Here is a 26,516-nt window from a genome sequence, read left to right on the forward strand (position 1 = left end):
CAGCGACCAAAGTCCGATCATCGTCCCGCTTGCCCCGCCCCTCTCTTCTTCCGTAAACCTAGCTCTAAATCCATCATGGGAGCATCTGGGAGAAGCGCCATGGACGAGAAGATCTACGACGTGCCGGCGGAATGGCGGCATCGGGCCTATCTGGACGATGCGGGCTACCGCGCGAAGTACGAGGCCTCGATCAGGGACCCGGAGGTCTTCTGGGCGGAAGAGGCCAAGCGCATCGACTGGTTCAAGCAGCCCACCCGGATCAAAAACACCAATTTCGGTCCCGACAACGTGGCGATCCGCTGGTTCGAGGACGGGGTCACCAACGTGGCCTATAACTGCATCGACCGGCATCTCCACACCCGGGGCGACCAGGTCGCCATCATCTGGGAAGGCGACGATCCGTCGGAATCCAAAAAGATCACCTACCGCGAGCTGCACGCGGAGGTCTGCCGCATGGCCAACATCATGCGCAACCGCGGCGTCGCCAAGGGCGACCGGGTGACGATCTACATGCCGATGATCCCGGAAGCGGCCTATGCCATGCTGGCCTGCGCGCGGCTGGGCGCCATCCACTCGGTGGTGTTCGGCGGCTTCTCGCCGGATTCGCTCGCCAGCCGCATCCAGGATGCGAAATCCGCCTTCATCGTCACGGCCGACGAGGGCCTGCGCGGCGGCCGCAAGGTGCCCCTGAAGGTGAACGTGGACGCAGCCCTCGAGACCGTCGGGCCCGGCGTGGTGGATCACGTGCTCGTCGTGCGCCGCACGGGCGGCGCGGTGAACATGGTGCCGGGCCGGGACGTCTATTACCACGAGGCGGCCGAGCTCGTGTCCGACGATTGCCCCTACGAGGAGCTGAACGCGGAGGATCCGCTGTTCATCCTCTACACGTCGGGCTCAACGGGAACGCCGAAGGGCGTGCTGCACACCACCGGCGGCTATCTCGTCTATGCGTCCATGACGCACCAATACGTGTTCGATTACCACGACGGCGACGTCTATTGGTGCACCGCGGACGTGGGCTGGGTGACGGGCCATTCCTACATCGTCTACGGGCCGCTCGCGAACGGCGCCACGACCCTGATGTTCGAGGGCGTGCCCACCTATCCCACGATCTCCCGCTTCTGGGATGTGATCGACAAGCACCAGGTCAACATCTTCTACACCGCCCCGACGGCCATCCGCTCGCTCATGCAGGCGGGCGAGGAGCCGGTGAAGAAGACGTCGCGCAAGTCGCTTCGCCTCTTAGGCAGCGTCGGCGAGCCGATCAACCCGGAAGCCTGGGAATGGTACCACCGCGTGGTCGGCGACGGCCGTTGCCCGATCGTCGACACCTGGTGGCAGACCGAGACCGGCGGCATCCTGATCACGCCGCTGCCCGGCGCCACGAAGCTCAAGCCCGGCTCCGCCACCCGTCCGTTCTTCGGCGTGAAGCCGCAGATCGTGGACGCGGACGGCAAGGTGCTGGAGGGCGCCACCGAGGGCAATCTCGTGATCGCCGATTCCTGGCCGGGTCAGATGCGCACGGTCTACGGCGATCACGAGCGTTTCGTGCAGACCTACTTCTCCACCTATCCAGGCAAGTACTTCACCGGCGACGGCTGCCGGCGCGACGCCGACGGCTATTACTGGATCACCGGCCGCGTGGACGACGTGATCAACGTGTCGGGTCACCGCATGGGCACGGCGGAGGTCGAATCGGCCCTCGTGGCGCATCCGAAGGTCTCGGAGGCGGCCGTGGTCGGCTACCCGCACGACATCAAGGGCCAGGGCATCTACGCCTACGTGACCCTGATGGCTGGCGAGGAGCCGTCCGAGGAGCTGCGCAAGGAGCTGGTGGCCTGGGTGCGCAAGGAAATCGGCCCCATCGCGTCCCCGGACCTGATCCAGTTCGCCCCCGGCCTGCCGAAAACCCGGTCGGGCAAGATCATGCGCCGCATCCTGCGCAAGATCGCCGAGGACGAGTTCGGCTCGCTCGGCGACACCTCGACGCTCGCCGATCCCGGCGTCGTCGACGACCTGATCACCAACCGGCAGAACAAGCGCACGCAGGCGGCGTGAGCCGGTCTGTCATCATCCACGCCATCACCGGCACAAGGCCGGTGATGGCGTCAGAGACGAAAGCGGAACCGTAGCCTTATCTTTCGCGTCTCACCCTCGTGCATCGTTCGCAGGAGGGTTCGGGACATGGGCGCGCGCGCCGTATTCGCCATGGTGGCCATCGTCGGGGCTGTTTTCACCGCGACAGCCGCATCCGCCCGCGAGCTCGTGCCCTTCGAGGGGCGCGTGTCGCCGGGAACGATCGTGATCAAGACCGGCGAACGGCGGCTCTATTACGTGCGCGGCGACGGGACCGCCCTGCGCTACCGGGTGGCGGTCGGCAAGCCCGGCAAGCAATGGTTCGGCGAGGCGCGGATCGACGGCAAATACGTCCGTCCCGCCTGGGCCCCGCCCGCGGAGGTCAAGCGCGACAACCCGCGCCTGCCCGACGTGATCCCCGGCGGCGCGGCGAACAACCCCATGGGCGCCCGGGCGCTGACTCTCGATCTCGACGAATACGCCATCCACGGCACCAACCGCCCGAGCTCCATCGGAACCTACGCGTCCTACGGCTGCATCCGCATGCTCAACGAGGATATCGTCGATCTCTACGAGCAGGTGAGCGTGGGAACGCGCGTGGTGGTGGAGCGGTAGGCTCTCCCTGTGAGAGAATGTCATTCCCGGCCGGAGCGCAGCGGAGGGGAAGGGAATCGACGATCCGGCGCAGCGCTATGGATCCCCTTCCCGGCCTTCGGCCGCCGGGGATGACACCCGCGAGGAAACGGAACGGCAAGGCCTCCTGGTCCAGGGTGTTTCGGTGCTAGAAGACCACCGAGCCTCAGCCTGGAAACCGACGCCTTGAAAACCATCGATCCCCTTGCGCCTTCGCAGAACGCCTCGCGTCCGGCGATTCTCGGCTGGCTGCTGTTCGACTGGGCCTGCCAGCCCTTCTTCACCCTGGTCACCACCTTCGTGTTCGCGCCGTATTTCGCCTCCGCGCTCGCGCCCGATCCGGTGAGCGGGCAGAGCCTCTGGGGCTATGCCACAGCGGCGGCCGGGCTCGTGCTGGCCTTTCTCTCGCCGGTCCTCGGCTCCATCGCCGACGCGACGGGGCCGAAGAAGCCCTGGATCGCATCCTGCGGCCTGGTGCTGTTCATCGCGTCCTTCGCCCTGTGGTACGCGGCGCCGGGGCAGCCCCATGCCATCGCGGTCGCGCTCGTCGGCTTCGCCTTCGGGACGGTCGCCGTAGAGGTCGCGGCCGTATTCAACAACGCCATGATCCCGCACCTCGTGCCGCCGGAGCGCTACGGACGCCTCTCGGGCACCGGCTGGGCGATGGGCTATCTGGGCGGCCTCGTGTCGCTCGTGATCGTGCTCGGGTTCCTGGCCGCCGATCCCGCGTCGATGAAGACGGTCTTCGGCCTAAATCCCCTGTTCGGCCTCGATCCGGCGACGCGCGAGGGCGACCGGATCACGGGACCGTTCTCGGCCCTGTGGCTCCTCATCTTCGTGCTGCCGCTGTTTCTCTTCACGCCCGATATCCCGCGTTCGGGGATGAGCCTCGGGCAGGCCGCCCGGAAGGGGATCGACCAGGTGAGGAGCACCATCGCGGATGCGCGGCGGCACGAGAGCGTCGGCCGTTTCCTCATCGCTAACATGGTCTATCAGGACGCCCTGGTAGCGCTCTTCGCCTTCGGGGGCATCTATGGGGCCGGGGTGTTCGGCTGGCAGGCGATCGAACTCGGCATCTTCGGCATCCTGCTCACCATCACCGGCACCCTCGGGGCGCTCATCGGCGGGCGGCTCGACGACCGCATCGGGGCGAAACCAGTAATCCTGGGCGCGATTCTCATCCTCACCCTGGTCTGCGTGGGCGTGCTGTCGCTCGGGCGCGACCACATCCTGTTCATGGTGCCGACGGCCCCGCCTGGTCCGGAGGACGGCCTCTACGCCTCCGCGCCCGAAAAGCTGTTCGTGCTGCTTGGCCTCGTCATCGGGGCCGTGGCGGGGCCGCTCCAGGCCTCCTCGCGCAGCCTGCTGGCCCGGCTCGTCCCGGCCCGGGAAGCGGGCCGCTATTTCGGCCTGCTCGCCCTGTCGGGCAAGGTCACGTCCTTCATGGCGCCGCTCGCGGTCGCCGTGGCGACAGCCCTGTTCCAGACGCAGGCCGCCGGGCCGGCGGTGCTGATCCTGTTCCTGCTCGCGGGGTTCTGGCTGTTGAGCGGCGTGAAGCGCGTGTGAGCGCGGCTTACTCCAGCGTCACCGCCGTGCCGCTGACCGACACCATCATCATGCCCTCGTTCTTGCCGAGCGCGCCGTAATCGAGGTGCACGCCGACAATCGCATGAGCGCCAAGGCGCTGAGCCTCCTCGATCATCTCCTGCAGGGCCGTGTCGCGCCCGTCGCGCAGCACGCGCTCGTAGGATCCGGCCCGTCCGCCGACCACGTCGCGGATCGACGCAAAGAAATCACGGAACACGTTGGCGCCGAGGATCGCTTTGCCCGAGACGATGCCGCGATAGGACGCGATGCGACGGCCTTCGATGGTCGGCGTGGTGGTGATGATCATGAACGTCTCCTTCTGCTCCGCTTCATATGGGAAGGGAAGGAAGGAACGTCACCAGGGATCCACCCGCCACGTCATGGCCGGCACGAGGCCGGCCATGACGCGAGAGGGCTTTACGGGCACGGATTGCAGTGTTCGACGTGGATCGCGTTGATGCGTTCTTCCAGTTCCGGCGTGATCGTCACGTCGATAGACGCGATATCCGTCTTCAGCTGCTCCATCGAGGTCGCGCCGATGATGTTCGACGTGAGGAAGGGGCGGGAATTGACGAAGGCGAGCGCCATCTGGGCCGGATCGAGGCCGAATTCCTTTGCAAGCGCGATGTATTTGCGGATCGCCGCCTCGGCGGTGGGGTTCTCGTAGCGCTGGCCGCGGTTGAACAGGGTCGTGCGCGATCCCGCCGGCCGGGCGCCGTCGAGATACTTGCCGGTGAGGTATCCTTGAGCCAGCGGCGAATAGGCGAGCAGGCTCACGTTCTCGCGCATGGAGACCTCCGCCAGCGCCACCTCATAGGTACGGTTGAGGAGGTTGTAGGCGTTCTGCACCGACTGCACCCGCGCCTGTCCCTTGGCATCCGCGTGCTTGAGGAACGTCATGGTGCCCCAGGCGCTCTCGTTGGAGAGGCCGAAATGGCGGATCTTTCCGGCCTTCACCAGGTCGGTCATGATCTCGACCGTCTCGTCGATGGGGTGGGAGTTCCCCTCCTGATGGCGGTAGATCGTCGGGTTCGAGCCCCAGGGCATGGGGCGGTCGGGCCAGTGGATCTGGTAGAGGTCGATATAGTCGGTCTGGAGCCGCTTCAGGCTCTTGTTCACCGCCTCCTCGACCTGTGCCCGGGAAAGCTCGCCCTTGGAGCCGTCGTCCCGAAACCAGGTGCTGTCGGAGCGGCCAATCACCTTGGTGGCGAGGATCACCTTGTCGCGGCTGCCCCGAGCCTTGAACCAGGAGCCGATGAACCGCTCGGTGGAGCCCTGCGTCTCCGCCCGGGGCGGGATCGAGTAGAGCTCGGCCGTGTCGAAGAAGTTGATGCCCTGGTCGAGGGCGTAGTCCATCTGCGCATGGCCCTCGGTCTCGGTATTCTGCTGACCCCAGGTCATGGTTCCGAGGCAGATGAGGCTGACATTGAGATCCGTGCGGCCGAGGCGGCGGTATTCCATAGGGTTAAGCTCCTCGCGGCGAAGTGATCTACCGCGTTCAGGCAGGAATGAGGCGCTGAGGGGGCTCAGCGTTGGGCAAGGCGGGCGAGAAAGCTCTCGACGCTGGGCAGCATGCGCTCGACGATGACCTCGACGCCCTTGGCCGTCGGGTGCATCCCGTCGGGCAGGTTGAGGGACTTCTCGCCGGCGACTCCGTCCAGGAAGAAGGGATAGAGCACAAGGTCGTAGGTCTTCGCAATCTCCGGATAGATGCCGTCGAATTTCTGCACATAATCCGACCCGAGATTGCGCGAGGCGTACATGCCCGCGAGCATCACCGGGATGTTGCGGCTCTTGAGCCGCTCGACGATGGCCGTCAGGTTCTTGCGGGTCCCGGCCGGATCAAGGCCGCGCAGCATGTCGTTGGCGCCGAGCTCCAGGATCACCCCGTCGGTGCCGTCGGGCACGGACCAGTCGAGCCGGTCGAGACCGCCCGAGGAGGTGTCTCCGGAGACGCCCGCATTCGCGACCTCCACGTTGTAGCCCTTCGCCTTCAGGGCCTTTTCCAGCACGACCGGGAAGGCCGCCTCCTGCGGCAGGTTGTAGCCGGCGCTCAGGCTGTCGCCCAGGGCCACGAGGCGGATCGGCCGGGTTTGGGCCTGAGGCTGGGCCTGGGTTTGGGCTTGCGCCGGGAGAGTGGCGACCAGACCGGCCAGGGCCGCCGCACACGCAAAAATGATCGTCATGAATGGGCCGGATTGGCGCTTCATCGATAGGCTTCCCATCTAGGCAGAACTACACAGACGTCTTGGACAGTCTCCAACAGATCGGGTGAACGGGTATGCAGGACAAGGCCATCGCGCTGCACGATGTCGATTTGAGCCTCGGGCGCGGAGCCGCGCGGGTGCATATCCTGAAGGGGATTTCCCTTGGCGTCGACCGGGGCGAGGCGGTCGGGCTGATCGGCCCCTCGGGCTCGGGCAAGTCGACCCTGCTCATGACCATGGCCGGCCTCGAGCGCCCGGATTCGGGCAAGGTGATCGTGGACGGCACCGACCTGTCGGGCCTGGACGAGGATGCGCTCGCCCGGTTCCGCGGCCGGCGGATCGGTATCGTGTTCCAGTCCTTCCACCTGGTCCCCACCATGACGGCCCTGGAGAACGTGGCCCTGCCCCTGGAGCTCGCCGGCGAGAGCCATGCCTTCGAGCGGGCCGAGGCCGAGCTGCAATCGGTGGGCCTGGGCCATCGCCTGCACCATTACCCGGCGCAGCTCTCGGGCGGCGAGCAGCAGCGGGTGGCCATCGCCCGCGCCATCGTGCCCAATCCGGCGATCCTGGTGGCGGACGAGCCCACCGGCAACCTGGACGAGACGACCGGCCAATCCATCGTCGACCTGCTCTTCGCCCTCAAGCGCGACCGGGGCGCCACCCTGGTCCTCGTGACCCACGACCTCGCCCTCGCCCGGCTCTGCGACCGCATGGTGCGCCTGCGCTCCGGTCAGGTCGAGACCGGCGCGGCCTCGGCCGTGGCCTGAGGACAATCCAGTCATGCACGGCTCCCTCCCCGCCACCCCCGAGCGTCGCCCCGCCTCCCCGTCGCGCCTGCCTCTCCTGCTGCGCCTCGCCTTCCGCGAACTGCGCGGAGGCCTGAGGGGGTTCGGCATCTTTCTCGCCTGCATCGCGCTCGGCGTCGCGGCCATCGCCAGCGTGTCGTCCCTGTCCCGCTCGCTCACAGAGGGCATCTCCCGCGAGGGCCGGCGAATCCTCGGCGGCGACATGGCCTTCTCCCTGCTCCAGCGCGAGGCGGGAGCGCCCGAGCGGGCCTTCCTCGAATCCAAGGGCCGGGTCAACGTGATCGCCACCCTGCGGGCCATGGCGGTGGCCAGCGAGAAGGGCTCGGGGCTGGTGGAGGTGAAGGCGGTCGACGGGGGCTATCCGACCGTCGGCGCCCTCGAAACCGATCCATCTCTGCCTCCCACCGAGCTGTTTGCCGAGAAGAACGGCGCCTTCGGGGCCGCCGTCGATCCGGCCCTCCTCGCGCGCCTCGACCTCAAGGTCGGCGACCGGGTGACGGTCGGGGCGGCCCATGTGGAATTGCGGGCGAGCCTCGTGTCCGAGCCCGACAAGATCGCCGACGGCATCGGGTTCGGCCCGCGGCTCTTGGTCTCGCAGGAGGCGTTGAAGGCGACCGGCCTCGTCCAGCCCGGCAGCCTCGTGCGCTGGACCTACCGGCTCACCCTGCCGCCCGACCAATCGACCGAGCAGACCCTGACGCAGATCGAGGCGGATGCGAACCGCATCCTGCCGGAGGCCGGCTGGAACATCCGCACGCGCCTCAACGCCGATCCGCGCTTCGCCCGCAACATCGAGCGCTTCACCCAGTTCCTCACCTTGGTCGGCCTCACGGCGTTGCTCGTGGGCGGTGTCGGCGTCGCCAATGCGGTGCGGGGCTTCATCGACCGCAAACGCGCCTCCATCGCCACGCTCAAGAGCCTCGGGGCTCCCGGCGGGCAGGTGGTGCTGCTCTATCTCACGCAGGTGATGCTGATCGCGATGGTCGGCATCGCCATCGGCCTGGCCATCGGGGCCGCGCTGCCCTTCGTGGTCACCGGGCTCTTCGGCCATCTTCTGCCGATCCCGATCCAGCCGACCCTCGCCTGGAGCGAGCTCGGCATCGCGCTGCTCTACGGGATTCTCACGGCCCTGGTCTTCGCGCTGGCGCCCTTGGGCCGGGCCCATGACGTGCCGGTGTCGGGGCTGTTCCGGGACCAGATCGACCCGGAGCGGCGCTGGCCGCGCAAGCGCTACCTGACGGCGCTCGTCCTGTCGGTGACGGCCCTCGTGGGGCTGTCCCTGCTCGCCGCCTACGACCGGCGGATCGCCCTGATGTTCGTGGGCGCGGCCACCGGGTCCTTCGTGCTCCTGCGCCTCGTGGCCATGGGGATCATGGCGCTGGCCCGCCGCCTGCCGCGCCCCCGCCGCACCGCACCCCGGCTGGCGCTTGCCAACATTCACCGGCCCGGCGCGCTCACGCCGTCGCTGGTGCTCTCGCTGGGCTTGGGCATCACGCTTCTCGTGACGCTCTCGGTCATCGACACCAACCTGACGCGGCAGCTCACGCAGAGCCTGCCGGAACGGGCGCCGAGCTTCTTCTTCCTCGACATCCCCAACCAGCAGGCGGACGCCTTCGAGAGCTTCCTGAAGGGCCAAGCCCCGGAGGCCCGCATCGAGCGGGTGCCGATGATGCGCGGGCGCCTCGTGACCCTCGGCGGCCGGCCGGTGGCCGAGGTCAAGGCGCCTGAGGACATCTCCTGGGTGCTGGAGGGCGACCGCGGCATCACCTACGCGACCAAACCGCCGGAAGGCTCGAAGGTGGTGCAGGGCGAGTGGTGGCCCGAAGACTATCGCGGCAAACCGCTCGTCTCCTTCGACCGCAAGATCGCCGAGGGCCTGGGATTGAAGATCGGCGACGAGATCACCGTCAACGTGCTCGGGCGCAACATCGGCGCCACCATCGCCAACCTGCGCGAGATCGAATGGCGCTCCATGGGGATCAACTTCGTCATGGTGTTCTCGCCTAATACGTTCGCGGGCGCGCCGCACACGCATCTGGCCACCGTCACCTTCTCGCACGGCTCGGACGCGGCGCTCGACGCCCGCATCCTGCGCAGTTCCGCCCAGGCCTATCCCATGGTCACGAGCGTGCGGGTGAAGGATGCCCTGGAGGCGGTGAACGACGTGGTCTCCCAGCTCGTCATGGCGATCCGGGGCGCGAGCTCCATCGCGCTGATCGCGAGCCTTCTGGTCCTGGCTGGGGCGCTGGCGGCCGGCCATCGGGCGCGGCTCTACGATGCGGTCGTGCTGAAGACCCTGGGTGCGACCCGCACCCGGCTGATCTCGGCCTACGCGCTCGAATACGGGCTCCTGGGCCTCGCCACGGCTGTGTTCGGGCTCCTGGCCGGGACGCTTGCGGCTTACTTCATCATCACCCGGGTGATGTCCCTAAGCTTTACTTTAGACTTGTCGGGCGCCGTCTTGGCCTCTGCATTGGCCGTTCTGGTGAGCGTGGGTCTAGGTCTCATGGGGACGTGGCGGATCCTAAGTCAAAAACCGGCGCTCTACTTGAGAAACCTTTGAGGCTCCGCCAGCGCGGGAGCGCTATAAAAAGACGCGGAAATGGAACGAGGAGCAGCATCTACTCTGCTCCTCGTTTTTCTTCCATCACGAAGAGTTGAAGCTTGGCGTTGCCCCTTGCGCAACGCAGGCCGGCCCCTCATATTTTGCATGTCGCCGAATTCCGCGGCGGCCGAGGGCTGGATTTCGGCCATTCGAGGGAACACACGGAACACCGCGAGAAAGGACTCCGATGCAACCGTATGAGCAAAACCAAAACGCCTATGGCACCGGCTTTGCCCGGACGGCGGCACAGGTCGACCAGGGCCTGCGCGCCTTCATGCTCGGCGTCTACAACAACATGGTCCTGGGCCTTGCCATCTCGGCCCTGGTCGCACTTGGCGTGAACATGCTCGCCACCACGAGCGATCCGTCTCAGGCAGTCGCCCGGATGGGTGGCGTCGGCCTGACCCAGTTCGGCGCGACGCTGTATGGCTCGCCCCTGATGTGGATCGTGGCGCTGGCGCCTCTGGCCTTCATCTTCTTCTTCTCGTTCCGCATGGACCGGATGACGGCGTCGGCCGCCCGCGGCACCTTCTTCGCCTTTGCTGCGGTGATGGGCGCCTCGCTTTCGACGCTTCTCATCCGCTACACCGGCGCGAGCGTCGTGCAGGTGTTCTTCATCACGGCGGCGGCCTTCGGCTCGCTGTCGCTCTGGGGCTACACCACGAACCGCAGCCTGTCGGGCATGGGCTCGTTCCTGATCATGGGTCTCGTCGGCCTGATCCTGGCCTCGATCGTGAACATCTTCGTCGCGTCGAGCGCCCTGCAGTTCGGCATTTCCGTGATCGGCGTCCTGATCTTCGCGGGCCTGACCGCCTACGACACGCAGAAGCTGAAGGAGATGTATCTCTACGGCAACTTCGATAGCGAAGCCGCCGGCAAGGCCTCCGTGTTCGGCGCCCTGACGCTGTACCTGGACTTCATCAACATGTTCCAGTTCCTCCTCGCTCTCGTGGGCAACCGCAACGAGTAAGGACGAACGGATCGGACGATCCCCGAGCCCCGGCCGAAAGGCCGGGGCTTTTCTTTTGAAATCAAGCCTGCGCCGAGCGGTAGCCGAACCACGCGCTCGCCACGGCCGCGGCGGCGCAGATCAGCGTCACCAGGCCGAAGCCGCCGATCATGGCCGCGGCATAGATGTCCGCCGAACCATCCATGGACGGTCCGGCCATCGGCGGCCGGGCGCCGAAGCTGGCCTGCGCGAAGAGATCCGCCATCTCCGGTTTCGCCCAAGCGGCGGCCCGCCGGAACCCCAGGGTGGCGACGATGCCGAGCCCCGCGACGGCGATGAGCCCCGCCACGCGCGAGACCGCGTTGTTGACCCCGGAGGCCACGCCGATGCGCTCGTCCGGGACGGCGTTCATCACCGTCGTGGAAAGCGGCGCCACGGTGATCCCCATGCCGAGCCCCAGCACCGCCATGACCGGAACGACCGCAGCCCAATAACCGCCATGCAGGACGGCCGGGGCCAGGAGCGCGAAGCTCAGGCCCGTGACCAGCGGCCCCACGGTCAGGAGCAGGCGGGTGCCGAACCGGTCGGCCAGGACGCCGCCGAGCCGGGACAGCACGGCCATGACCAGGGTGAAGGGCAGGAACACCGAGCCCGCCCTGGCGGCCGAATAGCCATGGGCCTCGATCAGCGCGGTCGGCAGGAAGAACAGGGCGCCGCCAAGGGCGAAATAGAGCAGCAGGGTCAGGACGTTGACGTTGGCGAAGGCGGGGACGCGGAACAGGTCGAGCGGCATCATGGGGGCGGCGCAGCGTTTCTCGTGGCGCAGGAACAGGCCGAGGACGGCCAAGCCGGCGAGCGTCGACAGGATGGCGACGATCCGGTAGCTGCCCCGGTCGCCGAGCGCCGTCAGGCCATAGGCGACGAGGCCGAGCGCCGCGACAGCCAGGACCGCGCCGAGCCAGTCCATCGCGGCCTGCGACGCGACCGGGCTTTCCGGCACCCGGGTCCAGCACAGCCAGAGCGCCAGCGCGGCGATGGGCCCATTGATCCAGAAGATCGCCTGCCAGGGGCCGATATCGATGAGCCAGCCCCCGAGGATCGGCCCGAGGGCCGCCGCGATGGCGGAGGCGGCCGCCCAGGTGCCGATGGCCCGGCCCCGTGCCTCCTTCGGGAAATGGGCGCTGATCAGGGCAAGCGATCCCGGCACCAGCAGGGCGCCGCCGATCCCCTGGAAGGTCCGGGCCGCGATCAGCATTCCGGCCGACCCGGACAGCCCGCACCACAGGGAGGTCAGGCCGAAACACGCGATGCCGACCATGAAGACCCGCCTGAGCCCGTAGGCATCCCCGGCCGCGCCGCCCAGCAGCAGGAAGGCGGAGAGCGTCAGCGCATAGGCGTTTGTGATCCACTGCATTTCGGATAGGGAGGCCTGCAGGCTCTCACGCACCTGCGGGATCGCCACGGTCACGATGGCCCCGTCGGCAAAGACCATGCTGGAGGCCAGGATTGCGGTCCAGACCACGAAGGTTTGCGTCTTGCCGGGACTGAACTCGCTCATGCTGGGGCCTTTCGACAAGGCATCATGGCAGGCCACGGGAGAGGTGGAAAGACAGCGTTCCCAAGCAGGAATGCCATTCCTTCTCACCCCGAAAATGCTCTAGAAAACGCCCATGAGCATTCTCGTCCGCCCTTCGTCCGAATCCGACCTCGAGGCCGTCACGGCCATCTATGCCCATGCGGTGAAGCATGGCACGGCCTCCTTCGAGCTCGACCCGCCTGACCGAGCCGAGATGGCGCGCCGCCGCGCCGCGATCCTCGATGGCGGCTATCCCTATCTCGTGGCGGAACAGGACGGCGCGATCCTCGGATACGCGTATGCGGGCGCTTACCGGACGCGCCCGGCCTATCGCTCGACGGTGGAGGATTCGATCTATGTCGCCCCGTCCGCGCAGGGGCGCGGCATCGGGCGCCTGCTGCTCGCCGCCCTGATCGAGGAATGCGAGGCGCGGGATTTCCGCCTCATGGTAGCGGTCATCGGGGACGAGGAATCGAAGGGCTCTATCGGGCTGCACCAGAGCCTGGGCTTCGAGCCTGTCGGCATCCTCAAGGGCATCGGCTACAAGCACGGGCGCTGGCTCTCCACCGTGCTGATGCAGCGCCCGCTCGGGCGCGGCACGGGCGAGCCGCCGACGCGGCCAGTCGCCTGAGATTGTCGATGAGATCGACGATCATTCGCCTGCCGAAGACGGGTCTATGGCAGAATCCCGACTTCCTGCGGCTCTGGGGAGCGCAGACCCTTTCGGCCATCGGCGCGCGCTTCACCCGTGAGGGGTTGCCGATCATCGCGGCCCTGACGCTCGACGCTTCCGCGACGGATCTCGGCCTGCTCGTGGCATTGAGCCTTCTGCCGGGGGTTCTGCTCAGCCCGTTCATCGGGACGTGGATCGACAGAACGCGGCGCCGACGCGTGCTCATCGTGGCCGATCTCCTGAGAGCCGCAGCTCTCGCAACGCTTCCGGCCATGGCTTGGTTCGGGTCCATCACGATCGGGCAGGTCATGGGCGTATCGGCGGCCGTGGCCCTCCTGTCCATGTTCTTCCAGACCGCGGACAATGCCTATCTGCCGACATTGGTGAACCGCGATCAGCTTCTGGAAGGCAACGCCAAACTCGCCACCACCGATTCGCTGGCGGAAATCGCCGGCCCTGCTCTGGCGGGAACCGCCATTCAACTGGTCACTGCGCCTGTTGCGATCCTGTTCGATGCCTTGTCCTATGTCTGGTCGGCCCTGCTGTTGGCCTCCATCACGCGGCGGGAGCCGCCTCTCGTCACCGGAGAGCATGCGCCCGATCTGTGGCGCGAAACGGGAGACGGCCTGCGCTTCGTGTTCGGGCATCCGGTCCTCAGGCCGCTGACGCTGTGCTCCGCCAGCCTCACATTCTTCCTGAGCTTCTTTGCGCCGCTTTATGTGCTGTTCGCAGTGCGTGACCTGAGCATTCAGCCAGGAATCCTCGGCTTCATCGTGGCGCTGGGCGGGATCAGCGCCTTGATCGGGGCGCAGTTCGCGGCCTGGGCCGGTCGGCGCTTTCGTTTACGCAGTCTCCTGATCGGGTCGCTGCTGATCTACGGCGTCATGATCTGTTTTATTCCGCTGGCCCAGGGGCCTCTGTGGGTGGCCGTTGCATCCTTATGCATCGCTCAGCTCCTGAGCGATGGTCTCTATGTGGTCTTCGCCACGAACACGACCGTCTTACGCCAGAAGGTGACGCCAGACGCTTTGCGCGGACGGGAAGCCGGAACACTGCATCTGCTGACGGGCGGTCTTGGCCTAGTGGCCGCCTTAGGCGCGGGCTTTGCGGCCGATTGGGTCGGGATCCGAACGGTCCTGTGGACCGGAGCGCTCGGGGTGGTCGCATCGACCCTCTGGCTTCTGGCCCTTCCCGAGGACCTTGAGCGCTAGAGCCTCGGACCCAAAAGTGGACATCACTTTTGGGATTCATCCGATGCTCCTTCTCTTGGCTGGCGCATCGGATGAGGCGGCCCTCTGGATCCGTCCGATGCGCTAAGCCGACACGACCTTCGGCTTGTCGAGCACCCGCAGCACGCGCGCGAGCTCGTGTCCGCGCTTGAGGACCAGGCCCGTCGAGACGATGACCGAATAAGCGCCTTGCTTCTTGGCGAGCTTCGGGTCCTTCTCGATCCGGTAGAGGGGCATTTCGGACGTGCGCCGGAAGATGGAGAAGACGGCCTTGTCAGGCAGAAAATCGATGGCGTAATCACGCCATTCACCGGCCGCCACCATGCGGCCGTAGAGATTGAGAATGGCCTGCAACTCGGAACGGTCGAAGGACACCTGTCTCGGCGCGGCGGGGAAAGGAACGATGTGGGCCGAACCCTGCATCGAGCCGCCGCGCAACGGCTCCGCGATGTCACCTTCGCTCATGAAGCCTCCCATGTCTCGTTTTCATGACCTGATGATGGGCTTCGGCGGCTAAGGGATCAACCCATGACGACACAATGAACCACGGGTTCTTTTGCAAATCATATTCCTGCCTCAATCGCGCCGTGATGGAGCCTCACTGAATGCCGTTAATGCTTAAGTTGCCTCGACGGCCCGGCTCATCGAACGGCTTGGACACGTCAGCCCCCCAGCCCTCTGAGTCGTACGAAGGGCCGGGCCACCCTCGAGGCACAGGGCTGCCTTTCATGGCAGCCTTTTCTCTATTCAAAGGGCTTTGCGATGGTCCAGATCGCAAAGCCCTCTTTTTTGGTTGATGGATGCTTTCATTCCGCAACGGACATGCAGCGAATGCCGCTGTCATCCCCGGCGCACGCAGTGCGGGAAGGGGATCCAGTACGTTGCGCTTGTTCGTGGATCCCCTTCCCTCGCTTCGCTTGGCCTAAGGATCGGAACGATTTCAAAATCCCGACAGGACGAGCTTGCCGCGCGTGCGGTTGCTCTCGACGAGGGAATGCGCGCGCTTGAGATTGGACGCGTTGATCGGTCCGATGATGTCGGCCAACGTCGTCCGGATCGTGCCCGCATCCACGAGGCGCGACGCCTCGTTCAGGATCTCGTGCTGCCGCTCCATGTCGGCGGTCTGAAAAGTCGAGCGGGTGAACATGGATTCCCAGTGAATCGAGATGCTCTTGCCTTTCATGAGGCTGATGTCGAGGAGCGTCTTCGGATCGTCGATGAGGGCGAAGCGGCCTTGCGGCGCAAGGGCTTTCGCGATCTCGGCGAAATGGTTCTCCGTGTGAGTGATCGAGAACGCGAAGGCCGGCGCGCCGATGCCCAGGGTCTCCACCTGCGCGGCGAGCGGTTTGCCGTGATCGATCACGTGATGGGCGCCGAGCTCCCTCGCCCAGGCCTGCGTCTCCGGACGTGACGCGGTGGCGATCACGGTGAGGTCCGTGAGCTTGCGCGCGAGCTGGACCGCGATGGAGCCGACGCCGCCGGCGGCGCCCACGATCAGGACGGCGTTGGCCGCTCCCTTCACCGGGCGCTTGACCTCCAGCCGGTCGAACAGGGTCTCCCAGGCCGTCAGGGTGGTCAGCGGCAGGGCGGCGGCCTCCTCGAAGCTCAAGCTCTTCGGCTTCGTGCCGACGAGCCGCTCGTCCACCACATGGAATTCCGCATTGGTGCCCTGGCGCGTGATGGCGCCGGCATAGAACACCTCGTCGCCTTCCCTGAACAGGGACACGTCCTTTCCGGTCCCTCGGACGATCCCGGCCGCATCGAAGCCCAGGACCTTCCAGCCGCCCGGCTCCGGCTGCGCCCGCATGCGGACCTTCGTGTCGACGGGGTTCAGGGACACCGCCCTGATCTCGACGAGCAGGTCGCGCGGTCCGGGCTCGGGGCGGGGCAGGTCGATGTCGACGAGGGAAGCGTCCTGATCGATGGCAAGGGATTGCTGATAACCGACGGCGCGCATGGCATGTCTCCTGTTGACGGCGACATAGTTGAGCATAGTGTTGAGGACCGCAAGAACGCACAAAAACAGCCCATAGTGTCGAAAAGGATACCGTGATGCCGCAGAAGGCGCCGAGAATGCAGGGCTGCTCCGTCGAGAGGACGATGAGCCTGATCGACGGCAAGTGGAAGATCATCGTGCTCTACAAGCTCCTGCGCGGCACCTTGCGCTTCAACGAGTTGCGCCGGCTCATTCCGTCCATCACGCAACGGATGCTCACCCACCAGTTGCGCGAGCTGGAGGCCGACGGCCTCATCGTGCGCACCGTCTACGCGCAGGTGCCGCCCCGGGTCGAATATACGCTCTCGACGCGCGGCCGGTCGCTCGAGCCGGTGCTGATGGCCATGAAGGAATGGGGGGACGCGAATCTGTCGTCGGAGGAGGCAAAGGCAGCGTAAAGTGCCTGTGCGATGCAACAATTTTACCCTGCTTTGTTCAGAACCCGACGCTTGTGTTGCGCAACCTGCCGCACTGTGGCAACGCTCCCGCGACCAGATCTATAAGAGGATGCGCGCATGAAGCTGGACACCCCCACCAGCGGAAGCGAGTTGACGGCGGAAGCCGTCGCCGTGCTGGAAAAAGGCCATAAGGCCACTCCACCCACCTTCGTGCGCGACCTGTACGGCCGCGTCCCGTCCGAGGATCTCGCGCCCTATTCGCCGAAGACCCTGGCGGATCTCGCGGCGGAAGCCTTCGAGCACCTCAAGGCCTCCCGGACCGCCGACGGGGCGGATATCCGCCTGTTCGACTTCGAGATCGAGCGTGACGGCCGGCGCCAGGACGTGACGGTGCTGGAAATCGTCAACGACAACATGCCCTTCCTGCTCGATTCGACTCTCGCCGAGGTCGTGGACGAGGGCTACGAGCCGCTGCTCGTCGCTCACCCGATCCTTGCCGTTGAGCGGGATGCGGGCGGCGCTCTCGTGCGCCTTGTAGGCGAGGCCACGGCCGCCCTGCGCCTCGGCGTGAAGCGCGAAAGCTTCATCCATATCCACCTGCCGCGCCTCGACGATCCCGAGACCCGCACCCGCCTGATCGAGGCCATGCGCCTCGTCCACCGGGACGTGTCCGTCGCGGTCCACGATTGGCCGGGCATGCGCTCGCGCATCGCCGAGATCGTTCATAATTACCGTCTCAACCCCCCGCCCCTGCCGGAGGACGAGGTGAAGGAAGCCATCGCGTTCCTCGACTGGATCGCGCGGGACAACTTCACGTTCTTAGGTCTTCGCGAATATCGCCTGCCCTCCGGCGACACGGCGGCCGATCCGGTCGAGGGCTCCGGCCTCGGCCTTCTGCGCGACCCGTCCGTGCGCGTGCTGCGCCGCGGCCGCGAGCTGGTCGCGATGACGCCGGAAATCCGCGCGTTTCTGGCGCGCCCGAAGGCGCTCATCATCACCAAGGCGAACGTGAAGTCGCGCGTCCATCGCCGGGCGCATCTCGACTATATCGGCGTCAAGCTGTTCGACGACAGCGGGCATCTGCGGGGCGAATTGCGCATCGTCGGCCTGTTCACGGCGAGCGCCTACACCAACACCACCGGCGAGGTGCCCTACCTGCGCCACAAGGTGGAGAAGATCGTGGCCCGGGCGGGCTTCGATCCGGCGAGCTATGCGGGCCGCGCGCTCCTCAACGTGCTCGAAAGCTATCCGCGCGACGAGCTGTTCCAGATCGACGAGGACACGCTCTATCACTTCGCCATCGAGATCATGAACCTGTCGGAGCGCCCGCGGGTCAGGGCGCTCGCCCGCGTGGACGAGTTCGACCGCTTCGTCTCGGTACTCGTCTTCGTGCCCAAGGACCGCTACGACACCCAGGCGCGCCAGCGCATCGGCCAGTTCCTGGCCGGCATCTACGGCGGGCGCGTCTCCGCCTCCTATCCGGATTACCCGGAAGGGCCGCTCGCGCGCACCCATTACATCATCGGCCGCGACGAGGGCGCGACCCCGGACGTGCCGCGCGAAGCCTTGGAAAAAGGCATTTCCGCCATCGTGCGCACCTGGAGCGACGCGCTGCGCGATGCGCTCGACGCCAGCGTCGGCGGCGCCCGCGCCAGAGCTCTGGCGTCCCGCTACGGCGAAGCCTTCAGCGCGGCCTACCGCGAGGCCTTCGGGGCCGAGCAGGCCATCGCCGACATCGCCCTCCTGGAGCAGCTCTCGGAGGCGCGGCCGCGCGCCGTCGACCTCTATCGCCGCGAAGCCGACGACGAAACCCGCGTGAACCTGAAGCTGTTCTCGCTCAACATGTCGCTGCCCCTGTCGGAGCGCGTGCCGCTTCTGGAAAACCTCGGCTTCCGCGTCGTCAACGAGCGAACCTACCGGGTCGCGTTCTCGGACGCGCACCGGGTGTGGCTCCACGACATGACCCTGGAGCGCGCCTCCGGCGGCGCGATCGAGATCGACGAGATCCAGGCCCTCATCGAAGCGGCGCTCCTCGCGCTCTTCCGGGGACTGGCGGAATCGGACGGCTACAACCGCCTCGTCCTGGAGGCGGGCCTCGGCTGGCGCGACGTCGCCATGGTGCGCGCCTTCGGCCGGTATCTCCGCCAGATCCAGGTCACCTACGCGCAGGATTACATCGCCGAGACGCTCTCCCGCCACGGCGCCATCACGGCGGATCTCGTCAAGCTGTTCTATGCGCGCTTCGATCCGCGCACGGACGACGGACGCGCGGCCGCCGAGGCCGTCATCCGCGAGCGCATCGAGAACCAGCTGAAAGAGGTCACGAGCCTTGACGACGACCGAATTCTGCGCCGCTTCGTCAATCTGATCCAAGCCGCGATCCGGACCAATTTCTTCCAGCTCGAAGAGAACGGCCTGCCGCGCCAGACCATTGCGTTCAAGTTCGAATGCGCCCGCGTCGAAGGCCTGGCCCTGCCGAAGCCGCTCTATGAGATCTTCGTCTATTCGCCGCGCGTCGAAGGCGTGCACCTGCGCTTCGGCAAGGTGGCGCGCGGCGGCCTGCGCTGGTCCGACCGTCCGCAGGATTTCCGCACGGAAGTGCTGGGCCTCGTCAAGGCGCAGCAGGTCAAGAACGCCGTCATCGTGCCGGTGGGCGCCAAGGGCGGCTTCGTGCCCAAGCACCTGCCCCCCGCGAGCGACCGGCAGGCCTGGCTGGCGGAAGGCACGGAGAGCTACCGCATCTTCGTGCGCACCCTGCTGCAACTCACCGACAACATCGTCGGCGACAGCATCGTGCCCCCGCCGGACACCGTACGGCACGACGGCGACGATCCCTATCTCGTGGTCGCGGCCGACAAGGGCACGGCCACCTTCTCGGACATCGCCAATGCGCTCTCCATCGAGAAGGGCCATTGGCTCGGCGATGCCTTCGCGTCCGGCGGCAGCCAGGGCTACGACCACAAGAAGATGGGCATCACGGCCCGCGGCGCCTGGGAGGCGGTGAAGCGCCACTTCCGCGAGATGGACATCGACATCCAGACGGCACCCGTCACGGTGGCCGGCGTCGGCGACATGTCGGGCGACGTGTTCGGCAACGGCATGCTGCTGTCGCGGGCGCTCAAGGTCGTGGCGGCCTTCGACCACCGCGACATCTTCATCGATCCGAACCCGGATCCGGAAGCCTCGTACCGGGAGCGCGAGCGGCTGTTCAATCTGCCCCGTTCGAGCTGGCAGGATTACGACAAGGCGTTGATCTCAGCCGGCGGCGGCGTGTTCCCGCGCAACGCCAAGTCCATCCCGCTCTCGGACGAGATGCGCGCGCTCCTCGACATCGACAAGCCGCAGGCGACACCGGCCGAGGTGATGAACGCGATCCTGAAAGCCCGCGTCGACCTGCTCTGGTTCGGGGGCATCGGCACCTATATCCGCTCCTCGATCGAGACGGACGAGCAGGTGGGCGACCGCGCCAACGATGCGATCCGCATCACCGGCCCTGAGGTGCGCGCCAAGGTGATCGGGGAGGGCGCCAATCTTGGGATGACGCAGCGCGGGCGCATCGAGGCGGCGCAGGGCGGCGTTCGCCTCAACACGGACGCCATCGACAATTCGGCGGGCGTGAACACCTCCGACGTGGAGGTGAACATCAAGATCGCCCTTACCACGCCAGAGCGCGACGGACGCCTCACGCAGGAGCAACGCAACGAACTCCTGGCGGACATGACCGATGACGTGGCGGCTCTCGTGCTGCGCAACAACTACCTGCAAACCCTGGCGCTCTCGCTCTCCGAGCAGCGCGGCGCCGCCGATCTCGGCTTCGCCCGCCGGCTCATGCACATGCTGGAGGCGCAAGGGCGGCTCAACCGCACGGTCGAGTACCTGCCCGACGACAACAACCTGACGGAGCGCGCCCGCCGGGGCGAGTCACTCACCCGTCCGGAACTCGCGGTGCTGCTCGCCTATGCCAAGCTGGCGCTGCACGACGAGCTGCTCGAGAGCCCGGTTCCGGACGATCCCTATCTCGGCAAGGAGCTCGACCGCTACTTCCCGGCCGAGATGCGCGAGCGCTTCCCGGATGCGATCGCCACCCACCGCCTGCGCCGCGAGATCATCGCGACGCAGCTCGCCAACGCGATCATCAACCGGGGTGGGCCGACCATCGTGGCCCGCCTCGTGGACCAGACCGGCGCGGATGCCCCGACCATCGCGGCTGCCTACGCGGCCACCCGCGATTCCTTCGGCCTCACCGAGATGAACGTCGCCATCGACGCGCTCGACGGTGTCGTGCCGGGCACGATGCAGCTGCATCTCTATGGCGAGCTTCAGGATCTCCTGATGAACCGGATCGTCTGGTTCATCCGCAACGTGGATTTCGTGAACCATTCCCTTGACGAGATCATCGGCACCTATCGGGCCGGGATCGCCGAGGTGGAGCGCAGCCTCACCGACACACTCTCGCCCGAGGCGCAGGAGGCGTGGCACGCCCGCACGAAGGCCCTGGTGGATGCGGGCACGCCGGAGGAGCTGGCGCGCCGCATCGCGGCCCTGCCCGATCTCGTGGCCGCGCCCGACATCGTGCAGACCGCGCACAAGACCGGTAAGCCCGTCAGCGACATCGCCTGCACCCATTTCGCCCTCGAAGCGTCGTTCCGCCTCGGAGCGCTCATCGGGGCCGCGCAGGAGATCACCGTCAGCGACTACTTCGACCGACTGGCCCTCGACCGCGCCATCGACAGCATCGCCTATGCCCATCGCGGCCTGACGGCCGAGGTGGCGTCGCAGGACCTCTCCGGCGCCGAGGCCGTGCGGGCCTGGAGCGACAAGCGGGGCGCCGACGTCAACCGCATCCGCACGGCGGTCGACGGCATCGTCTCGTCGGGCCTGACCCTGTCGAAGATCACCGTCGCGGCGAGCCTCCTCGGCGATCTCGCGCGGATGAGCTGAGGCGGCACGGAAGCGAAAGCGGACCTCTCCATCATGGCCGGCCCTGTGCTGGCCATGACGTCCGGGCTCGATCCGACGCGGAACAAACCCCTCTCGCCAGTCGTCTCAATCACAGCAGCAGCCCGGGAGGTGTCGCATGCCCCGTCTGTTCACCGGCATCGAAATCCCGACCGAGATCGGCCTGGCGCTTTCGGGCTTTCGCGGCGGTCTTCCCGGCGCGCGCTGGATCGACCCCGAAAACTATCACCTCACCCTGCGCTTCATCGGGGATATCGACGAGCGCATGGCGGACGACGTTACGTCGATCCTGGGCGAAAGACGCCAGCGCGCGCCGCTCGTCATCACGATCGAGGGACTCGACACCTTCGGGGGCGGGAAGCCACGGGCGGTCTTCGCCCGCGTCGCCGGCAACGACGCTCTGAACGAGCTGCAGGCCGAGCAGGAGCGCCTCGTGCGCCAGGTCGGTCTGCCGCCTGAGACGCGCAGGTTCACCCCGCACGTGACCCTGGCGCGGCTGCGCAACGTCTCGCCCGTGGATGTGGCGGAATACATCGCCACCCGGGGTCATTTCCCGAAGCTCACCTTCACGGCCGACCGCTTCGTCCTGTATTCCTCACGGGCTTCCATCGGTGGCGGGCCCTATATCGTCGAGGCGGCCTACCCCTTAGGCTAGCTCGACGGCGGCAGTGGATGCTGTTACGTATCCTCCATGACTTCGCTCATCTTCATCACCCACCCCGAAGTGGTCATAGACCCCGCCCAACCCGTTCCCGAATGGCCCCTGAACGCCACCGGTCGCGCCCGCATGGAGCGTTTCGCGGAAATGCTCGCGGACAGGGACGTGTCGGCCGTTTATTCCAGCACCGAACGCAAGGCGATGGACGGCGCCGCCATCGTGGCGGAGGCCCTCGGCGTCTCCTACGAGACCGACGAGGATCTGGGCGAGAACGACCGGTCCGCCACCGGCTACATCGCGCCGCCTGAATTCTGGGACGTGGTGCGCGAGTTCTTCGGCCGCCCGCACGAGAGCATCCGCGGCTGGGAACGCGCCATCGACGCACAGACCCGCATCGTGAACGCCATCCAGCGGATCCTGCGCGACGACGAGACCTCCGACGACATCGTCGTCGTCTCCCACGGAGGGGTCGGATGCCTGCTGACGGCGCATCTGCAGAAGGTCGAGATCGGCCAGGAAAGTCGCCCGCAGCATCCGGGCGGCGGATGTTTCATCGTCATCGACCGCGATTCGTTTGTCCTGACCCAGGATTGGCGGGCCATCGAAGACGGGTTTGCGGATTGAGAGAGGCTTCAGTGTCGTTCCGGGGCGAGCGTTAGCGAGCGCCCGGAACCCATAACCGCCGGCGTTGCAGGAAGAAGTGCAACGCTGCTCTCCAATCCTTCAAACGTCAGCGGTTATAGGTTCCGGGCTCGCCTGCGGCGTCCCGGAATGACAACGGTGCGTTTCGCGCTTGCATCCTGCGGGCCTTGGGACTAGCCCCTGGGCGAAACCCAGGACTGAAGCGTCTCCATGATCTCCCCCCGCATCGCGCAACTGGCGCCCGGCATCATTCTGTGCGCAGCCGTCGCGTTCGCGGCCATGGGCCTCCAAGCGATCGAGGAGCATTGGACCGGGCGGCCCTGGCTCGAGGCTCTCGTCATCGCGATCCTGATCGGCACCGTCGTGAGAACCTTCTGGACACCGGACAGGCGCTGGGCTCCCGGCATTGGCTTTTCCGCCAAGACCCTGCTCGAATTCGCCGTGATGCTGCTCGGCGCCTCGATCAGCTTTCAGGCCGTGCTCGATGCGGGGTTCGGGCTCATCCTCGGCATTGCCATCGTGGTAGCGCTCGCCATCGGGGCGAGCTACGGGCTCGGGCGCTGGCTCGGCCTGCCCCGGCGCATGGCGATCCTGGTCGCCTGCGGCAATTCCATCTGCGGCAACTCGGCAATCGCCGCCGTGGCGCCGGTCATCGGCGCGAAGCCGGAGGATGTGGCCTCCTCCATCGCTTTCACGGCCGTGCTCGGCGTGATCGTCGTGCTCACCCTGCCCTTGCTGATGCCGGTGCTCGGCCTGTCTGCAACGCAATACGGCGTGCTCGCGGGCCTGACCGTGTATGCGGTGCCGCAGGTGCTGGCTGCCACCGTGCCGGTCGGCCTCGTCAGCACCCAGCTCGGGACCCTGGTCAAGCTCGTGCGCGTGCTGATGCTGGGGCCTGTGGTGATCACGCTGTCCCTCCTCGCCGGACGCGGCACGGCGGACGCGAAACCAAGCCTCGCCTGGAACCGGCTCGTGCCCTGGTTTATCCTTGGGTTCCTGGGGCTCGCGCTCATGCGCTCCATCGGCCTCGTGCCCGACATGATCCTGCGGGCCATCGTGCCGACGGCCACGCTGCTCACCGTCATCTCCATGGCGGCACTGGGTCTCGGGGTGGACCTCAAGGTGCTGCGGACCGTCGGCGCCCGGGTGACGCTCGCGGTCACGCTCTCGCTCCTGGTGCTGATCGCCATCAGCCTGGGCCTCATCCGGCTGCTCGGCATCGTGTAACTCTTGAAACCTTGCGTCCGTGCTTCATCACTAAGGCCTGTGTTTCCTTAGGATGAAGCATGCTCATGCCCCGCCTGACCGAATCAGAACGTTCCGAACTCCTGCCGGCCCTCGACGGCTGGGCGCTCGTGGAGGGCCGCGACGCGATCACCAAGCGGTTCGTCTTCGACGATTTCAGCGCGGCCTTCGGCTGGATGACCCGGGTGGCGCTCGCCGCCGAGGCCATGAACCACCATCCGGAATGGTCGAACACCTACAACCGGGTCGAGGTGACGCTCGCCACCCATGACGCCAAGGGCCTGACGCGCCGCGACATCGAACTGGCGCAGCGCATGGACCAGATGGCGGCAGGACTGATGAAGAGATAAGCCATGACCGAGACGCGCATCCGCACCGGAGGCTGCGCCTGCGGGCAGCTGACCTTCACCACGCGAGGCGAGCCGAAGCGCGTGGGGCTCTGTCATTGCATGACCTGCCGCAAGATCACCGGCAGCCCCTTCGGCGCCTATGTGATCTTCGCGGCCGATCAGGTCACGATCTCGGGCGAGTTCCGGAGCTGGTCCGCGACACCGGCCGTCGAGGATTGCTTCTGCCCCGTCTGCGGCTCGCAGGTCTTCGACCGGGATTGCGGCAGCGAGATCGAACTCAGGCTCGGAGCCTTCGACGAGCCGAACCTGTTCACGCCGACCTACGAGGCCTGGGCCAAGCGCCGGGAGCATTGGCTCCGCACCCCGGATCTCGAGAGCTTTCCCGAGAACCGGAGCGCGGAATCCTGAACGTCGCTATTTCGGCTGCATGCGCAGGGCGCCGTCGAGGCGGATGCCCTCGCCGTTGAGCATGTCGTTCTCGATGATGGCCTTCACCAGGGTCGCGTATTCCTCCGGCCGCCCGAGGCGGGAGGGGAACGGCACGTTGGCCTCGAGCGCCTTGCGGTAATCCTCCGCGATGCCTTCGAAGAGCGGCGTGTGGAACAGGCCCGGCAGGATCGTCATCACGCGGATGCCGAAGCCCGACAGGTCGCGGGCGACGGGCAGCGTCAGGCCGAGCACGCCGCCCTTGGAGGCCGCATAGGCCGCCTGCCCGATCTGTCCGTCCTGCGCAGCCACCGACGAGGTGTTGACGATGACGCCGCGCCCGCCGTCGGGCGTGACCGGATCGAGCCCGGCCATGGCGGCGGCGCATTTGGCGATCATCGCATAGGTGCCGATCAGGTTGATCTCGACCGCGCGGCGGAAGCTCGCCACGTCGTGGGGAATCAGCTCGCCGGTCTCGCGCTTCTTCGTGACCGTGCGCCTTCCCGGCGCGATGCCCGCGCAGTTGACGAGAATGCGCTCAACGCCGTTGGCGGCGCGCGCCGCGGCTAGCGCCGAATCGATGGACGCCTCGTCGGTCACATCGGCCTTGCAGAACACCGCGCCGATCTCGCGGGCAACCTCCTCGCCGCGCTCGGCGTTCATATCGAGGATGGCGACCTTCGCGCCGTTGGCGGCCAGCATGCGCGCGGTCGCCTCGCCGAGGCCGGAGGCCCCTCCGGTCACGACGGCCGCCATCAATTTGTCGAGCTTCATGGCTTTTCTCCCTGCATCGGGAGACGTCTTAAGCTATCCTCGACGCAACGGGAACGCACAGGATCGTAAGGAGCACAGGATATGAGCGCACCCTTCATGAAGCCTTTCACCAAGGCCGAGATGGAGGCCATACGCGAGGAGACCCGGGACGAAGAAGGCCTGAAGCGCCGGTTCTGGGCCAAGCTGAAGCGGGTTGCCGGCAAGATCCCCTTCGCCGAGGACTTGGTAGCCGCGTTCTTCTGCGCCACCGATCCGTCGACCCCGCGCCGGGTGAAGCTGATTCTCTTCGGGGCGATCGCCTATTTCGTCTTCCCTGCCGACGCGATCTCCGACTTCCTGCCGCTGCTGGGCTTTGCCGATGACGCAGCTGTTCTGGCCGCCGCGATCACCCAAGTGGCTGGTTCCATTACGGAAGAACACAGGGAAAAGGCGCGTGAGGCCCTGAAGGATACAGCGGACGAAGCTTAGCTTACGCCATTTAGGATCATATTCCAAACAAAGAATATTGACTTATTGCAATGTTATTATGGATAGACTATAAAGATCTTGTTGCGTTGAAGTCATTTCCATCTCCTGGCAATTGCAAGACGAATAAGCTTTATTCGTCCACCTCAGGGTCGCTTCGGCGGCCCTTTTTTATTGAGTCGCGGTTGGGTCATAGGCATGGACGCAGCCCTGCCGCCACGTTTCGACGCATCGCCAAGCCCTTGGCGCAGCCTTAACGGAG

The 26,516-nt window shown here is 66.5% G+C and carries 22 protein-coding genes and 1 pseudogene; 16 read left to right on the forward strand and 7 right to left on the reverse strand.

Going from position 1 to position 26,516, the window contains the following annotated elements; translation table 11 throughout:
• Nucleotides 1-99 precede the first annotated feature (99 nt).
• The 3 genes and pseudogenes from acs to OC446_RS17590 all read left to right on the forward strand — a co-directional run.
• Nucleotides 100-2,058: an acetate--CoA ligase gene (acs, locus tag OC446_RS17580; protein WP_262030321.1), complete on the forward strand. Its 1,959-nt coding sequence runs from the start codon at nucleotides 100-102 to the stop codon at nucleotides 2,056-2,058.
• Nucleotides 2,059-2,184: 126 nt separating this feature from the next.
• Entirely contained in the window at nucleotides 2,185-2,691 is a 507-nt protein-coding gene (locus tag OC446_RS17585; RefSeq protein ID WP_262030322.1) for a L,D-transpeptidase, read from the forward strand.
• A gap of 183 nt (nucleotides 2,692-2,874) precedes the next feature.
• Nucleotides 2,875-4,275: pseudogene (locus OC446_RS17590) on the forward strand (MFS transporter); the annotation flags it as partial.
• A 7-nt stretch (nucleotides 4,276-4,282) separates the two neighbouring features.
• Here OC446_RS17590 and OC446_RS17595 read toward each other — a convergent pair.
• From OC446_RS17595 to OC446_RS17605, 3 genes are all read right to left on the reverse strand, one after another.
• Complete coding sequence (locus OC446_RS17595) at nucleotides 4,283-4,603, reverse strand: heavy metal-binding domain-containing protein (RefSeq protein ID WP_262030324.1); 321 nt, start codon at nucleotides 4,601-4,603, stop codon at nucleotides 4,283-4,285.
• A 110-nt stretch (nucleotides 4,604-4,713) separates the two neighbouring features.
• The gene (locus tag OC446_RS17600; protein ID WP_262030325.1) at nucleotides 4,714-5,757 is read right to left on the reverse strand and encodes an aldo/keto reductase; all 1,044 of its coding nucleotides are present in this window, start codon (nucleotides 5,755-5,757) and stop codon (nucleotides 4,714-4,716) included.
• 65 nt (nucleotides 5,758-5,822) lie between these two features.
• On the reverse strand, nucleotides 5,823-6,506 hold the full coding sequence (locus tag OC446_RS17605) for an arylesterase (RefSeq protein ID WP_262030326.1): 684 nt from the start codon (nucleotides 6,504-6,506) through the stop codon (nucleotides 5,823-5,825).
• A gap of 71 nt (nucleotides 6,507-6,577) precedes the next feature.
• On the opposite strand from OC446_RS17605, the gene OC446_RS17610 reads away from it, so the two are divergent.
• The 3 genes from OC446_RS17610 (at nucleotide 6,578) to OC446_RS17620 (ending at nucleotide 10,884) form a co-directional block, all read left to right on the forward strand.
• Nucleotides 6,578-7,270, forward strand: a complete 693-nt coding sequence (locus tag OC446_RS17610; protein WP_262030327.1) for an ABC transporter ATP-binding protein — start codon at nucleotides 6,578-6,580, stop codon at nucleotides 7,268-7,270.
• Between the two features lie 13 nt (nucleotides 7,271-7,283).
• The gene (locus OC446_RS17615; RefSeq protein ID WP_262030328.1) at nucleotides 7,284-9,872 is read left to right on the forward strand and encodes an ABC transporter permease; all 2,589 of its coding nucleotides are present in this window, start codon (nucleotides 7,284-7,286) and stop codon (nucleotides 9,870-9,872) included.
• Nucleotides 9,873-10,101: 229 nt separating this feature from the next.
• A complete protein-coding gene (locus OC446_RS17620) occupies nucleotides 10,102-10,884 on the forward strand; it encodes a Bax inhibitor-1/YccA family protein (protein WP_262030329.1) in 783 nt (260 codons plus the stop codon).
• Between the two features lie 61 nt (nucleotides 10,885-10,945).
• Here OC446_RS17620 and OC446_RS17625 read toward each other — a convergent pair whose 3' ends face one another.
• Nucleotides 10,946-12,421 carry an MFS transporter gene (locus OC446_RS17625; protein ID WP_262030330.1) on the reverse strand — a complete coding sequence of 492 codons (1,476 nt, stop codon included), beginning with the start codon at nucleotides 12,419-12,421 and terminating at the stop codon, nucleotides 10,946-10,948.
• A 112-nt stretch (nucleotides 12,422-12,533) separates the two neighbouring features.
• Here OC446_RS17625 and OC446_RS17630 point away from each other — a divergent pair, with 112 nt between their 5' ends.
• Together OC446_RS17630 and OC446_RS17635 are read left to right on the forward strand one after the other, a co-directional pair.
• Complete coding sequence (locus OC446_RS17630) at nucleotides 12,534-13,070, forward strand: GNAT family N-acetyltransferase (RefSeq protein WP_262030331.1); 537 nt, start codon at nucleotides 12,534-12,536, stop codon at nucleotides 13,068-13,070.
• An 8-nt stretch (nucleotides 13,071-13,078) separates the two neighbouring features.
• Nucleotides 13,079-14,323 carry an MFS transporter gene (locus tag OC446_RS17635; RefSeq protein WP_262030332.1) on the forward strand — a complete coding sequence of 415 codons (1,245 nt, stop codon included), beginning with the start codon at nucleotides 13,079-13,081 and terminating at the stop codon, nucleotides 14,321-14,323.
• Nucleotides 14,324-14,425: 102 nt separating this feature from the next.
• Here the strand turns inward: OC446_RS17635 and OC446_RS17640 are convergent, their stop codons facing one another.
• Nucleotides 14,426-14,806, reverse strand: coding sequence for a DUF2794 domain-containing protein (locus OC446_RS17640; protein WP_262030333.1), 381 nt, complete (start codon nucleotides 14,804-14,806; stop codon nucleotides 14,426-14,428).
• 475 nt (nucleotides 14,807-15,281) lie between these two features.
• On the reverse strand, nucleotides 15,282-16,298 hold the full coding sequence (locus tag OC446_RS17645; RefSeq protein WP_262030334.1) for a zinc-binding alcohol dehydrogenase family protein: 1,017 nt from the start codon (nucleotides 16,296-16,298) through the stop codon (nucleotides 15,282-15,284).
• 95 nt (nucleotides 16,299-16,393) lie between these two features.
• Between OC446_RS17645 and OC446_RS17650 the strand changes: the two genes are divergently transcribed.
• From OC446_RS17650 to OC446_RS17680, 7 genes are all read left to right on the forward strand, one after another.
• Complete coding sequence (locus OC446_RS17650; protein WP_009493677.1) at nucleotides 16,394-16,735, forward strand: winged helix-turn-helix transcriptional regulator; 342 nt, start codon at nucleotides 16,394-16,396, stop codon at nucleotides 16,733-16,735.
• 117 nt (nucleotides 16,736-16,852) lie between these two features.
• Entirely contained in the window at nucleotides 16,853-21,676 is a 4,824-nt protein-coding gene (locus OC446_RS17655) for an NAD-glutamate dehydrogenase (protein ID WP_262030335.1), read from the forward strand.
• Nucleotides 21,677-21,812: 136 nt separating this feature from the next.
• The gene (thpR, locus tag OC446_RS17660) at nucleotides 21,813-22,349 is read left to right on the forward strand and encodes an RNA 2',3'-cyclic phosphodiesterase (protein WP_262030336.1); all 537 of its coding nucleotides are present in this window, start codon (nucleotides 21,813-21,815) and stop codon (nucleotides 22,347-22,349) included.
• A 36-nt stretch (nucleotides 22,350-22,385) separates the two neighbouring features.
• Complete coding sequence (locus OC446_RS17665) at nucleotides 22,386-22,976, forward strand: histidine phosphatase family protein (RefSeq protein ID WP_262030337.1); 591 nt, start codon at nucleotides 22,386-22,388, stop codon at nucleotides 22,974-22,976.
• Nucleotides 22,977-23,204: 228 nt separating this feature from the next.
• Nucleotides 23,205-24,221, forward strand: coding sequence for a YeiH family protein (locus tag OC446_RS17670; RefSeq protein WP_262030338.1), 1,017 nt, complete (start codon nucleotides 23,205-23,207; stop codon nucleotides 24,219-24,221).
• 59 nt (nucleotides 24,222-24,280) lie between these two features.
• Nucleotides 24,281-24,589, forward strand: coding sequence for a 4a-hydroxytetrahydrobiopterin dehydratase (locus OC446_RS17675; protein WP_262030339.1), 309 nt, complete (start codon nucleotides 24,281-24,283; stop codon nucleotides 24,587-24,589).
• A 3-nt stretch (nucleotides 24,590-24,592) separates the two neighbouring features.
• Nucleotides 24,593-24,997 (forward strand): GFA family protein, encoded by a 405-nt coding sequence (locus OC446_RS17680; protein ID WP_262030340.1) that lies wholly within the window; start codon nucleotides 24,593-24,595, stop codon nucleotides 24,995-24,997.
• Between the two features lie 6 nt (nucleotides 24,998-25,003).
• On the opposite strand, the gene OC446_RS17685 is transcribed toward OC446_RS17680, so the two are convergent.
• Nucleotides 25,004-25,789, reverse strand: a complete 786-nt coding sequence (locus tag OC446_RS17685) for an SDR family NAD(P)-dependent oxidoreductase (protein WP_262030341.1) — start codon at nucleotides 25,787-25,789, stop codon at nucleotides 25,004-25,006.
• A 120-nt stretch (nucleotides 25,790-25,909) separates the two neighbouring features.
• Between OC446_RS17685 and OC446_RS17690 the strand changes: the two genes are divergently transcribed.
• Nucleotides 25,910-26,257, forward strand: a complete 348-nt coding sequence (locus tag OC446_RS17690) for a YkvA family protein (protein WP_410055090.1) — start codon at nucleotides 25,910-25,912, stop codon at nucleotides 26,255-26,257.
• Nucleotides 26,258-26,516 lie beyond the last annotated feature (259 nt).

Origin of the sequence: Microvirga sp. Mcv34 (genome assembly GCF_024519725.1) — a bacterium.
Lineage (GTDB): Bacteria > Pseudomonadota > Alphaproteobacteria > Rhizobiales > Beijerinckiaceae > Microvirga.

Bases quoted from the DNA above. Each gene is read 5' to 3' on its own strand.
- OC446_RS17615 (WP_262030328.1), top strand. From the start codon at position 7,284: ATGCACGGCTCCCTCCCCGCCACCCCCGAGCGTCGCCCCGCCTCCCCG.
- OC446_RS17595 (WP_262030324.1), bottom strand. From the start codon at position 4,603: ATGATCATCACCACCACGCCGACCATCGAAGGCCGTCGCATCGCGTCC.
- OC446_RS17630 (WP_262030331.1), top strand. From the start codon at position 12,534: ATGAGCATTCTCGTCCGCCCTTCGTCCGAATCCGACCTCGAGGCCGTC.
- thpR (WP_262030336.1), top strand. From the start codon at position 21,813: ATGCCCCGTCTGTTCACCGGCATCGAAATCCCGACCGAGATCGGCCTG.
- OC446_RS17670 (WP_262030338.1), top strand. From the start codon at position 23,205: ATGATCTCCCCCCGCATCGCGCAACTGGCGCCCGGCATCATTCTGTGC.
- OC446_RS17635 (WP_262030332.1), top strand. From the start codon at position 13,079: ATGAGATCGACGATCATTCGCCTGCCGAAGACGGGTCTATGGCAGAAT.
- OC446_RS17625 (WP_262030330.1), bottom strand. From the start codon at position 12,421: ATGAGCGAGTTCAGTCCCGGCAAGACGCAAACCTTCGTGGTCTGGACC.
- OC446_RS17610 (WP_262030327.1), top strand. From the start codon at position 6,578: ATGCAGGACAAGGCCATCGCGCTGCACGATGTCGATTTGAGCCTCGGG.
- OC446_RS17605 (WP_262030326.1), bottom strand. From the start codon at position 6,506: ATGAAGCGCCAATCCGGCCCATTCATGACGATCATTTTTGCGTGTGCG.
- OC446_RS17680 (WP_262030340.1), top strand. From the start codon at position 24,593: ATGACCGAGACGCGCATCCGCACCGGAGGCTGCGCCTGCGGGCAGCTG.
- OC446_RS17655 (WP_262030335.1), top strand. From the start codon at position 16,853: ATGAAGCTGGACACCCCCACCAGCGGAAGCGAGTTGACGGCGGAAGCC.
- OC446_RS17690 (WP_410055090.1), top strand. From the start codon at position 25,910: ATGGAGGCCATACGCGAGGAGACCCGGGACGAAGAAGGCCTGAAGCGC.
- OC446_RS17685 (WP_262030341.1), bottom strand. From the start codon at position 25,789: ATGAAGCTCGACAAATTGATGGCGGCCGTCGTGACCGGAGGGGCCTCC.
- OC446_RS17585 (WP_262030322.1), top strand. From the start codon at position 2,185: ATGGGCGCGCGCGCCGTATTCGCCATGGTGGCCATCGTCGGGGCTGTT.
- OC446_RS17620 (WP_262030329.1), top strand. From the start codon at position 10,102: ATGCAACCGTATGAGCAAAACCAAAACGCCTATGGCACCGGCTTTGCC.
- OC446_RS17600 (WP_262030325.1), bottom strand. From the start codon at position 5,757: ATGGAATACCGCCGCCTCGGCCGCACGGATCTCAATGTCAGCCTCATC.
- OC446_RS17665 (WP_262030337.1), top strand. From the start codon at position 22,386: ATGACTTCGCTCATCTTCATCACCCACCCCGAAGTGGTCATAGACCCC.
- OC446_RS17645 (WP_262030334.1), bottom strand. From the start codon at position 16,298: ATGCGCGCCGTCGGTTATCAGCAATCCCTTGCCATCGATCAGGACGCT.
- OC446_RS17640 (WP_262030333.1), bottom strand. From the start codon at position 14,806: ATGAGCGAAGGTGACATCGCGGAGCCGTTGCGCGGCGGCTCGATGCAG.
- acs (WP_262030321.1), top strand. From the start codon at position 100: ATGGACGAGAAGATCTACGACGTGCCGGCGGAATGGCGGCATCGGGCC.
- OC446_RS17675 (WP_262030339.1), top strand. From the start codon at position 24,281: ATGCTCATGCCCCGCCTGACCGAATCAGAACGTTCCGAACTCCTGCCG.
- OC446_RS17650 (WP_009493677.1), top strand. From the start codon at position 16,394: ATGCCGCAGAAGGCGCCGAGAATGCAGGGCTGCTCCGTCGAGAGGACG.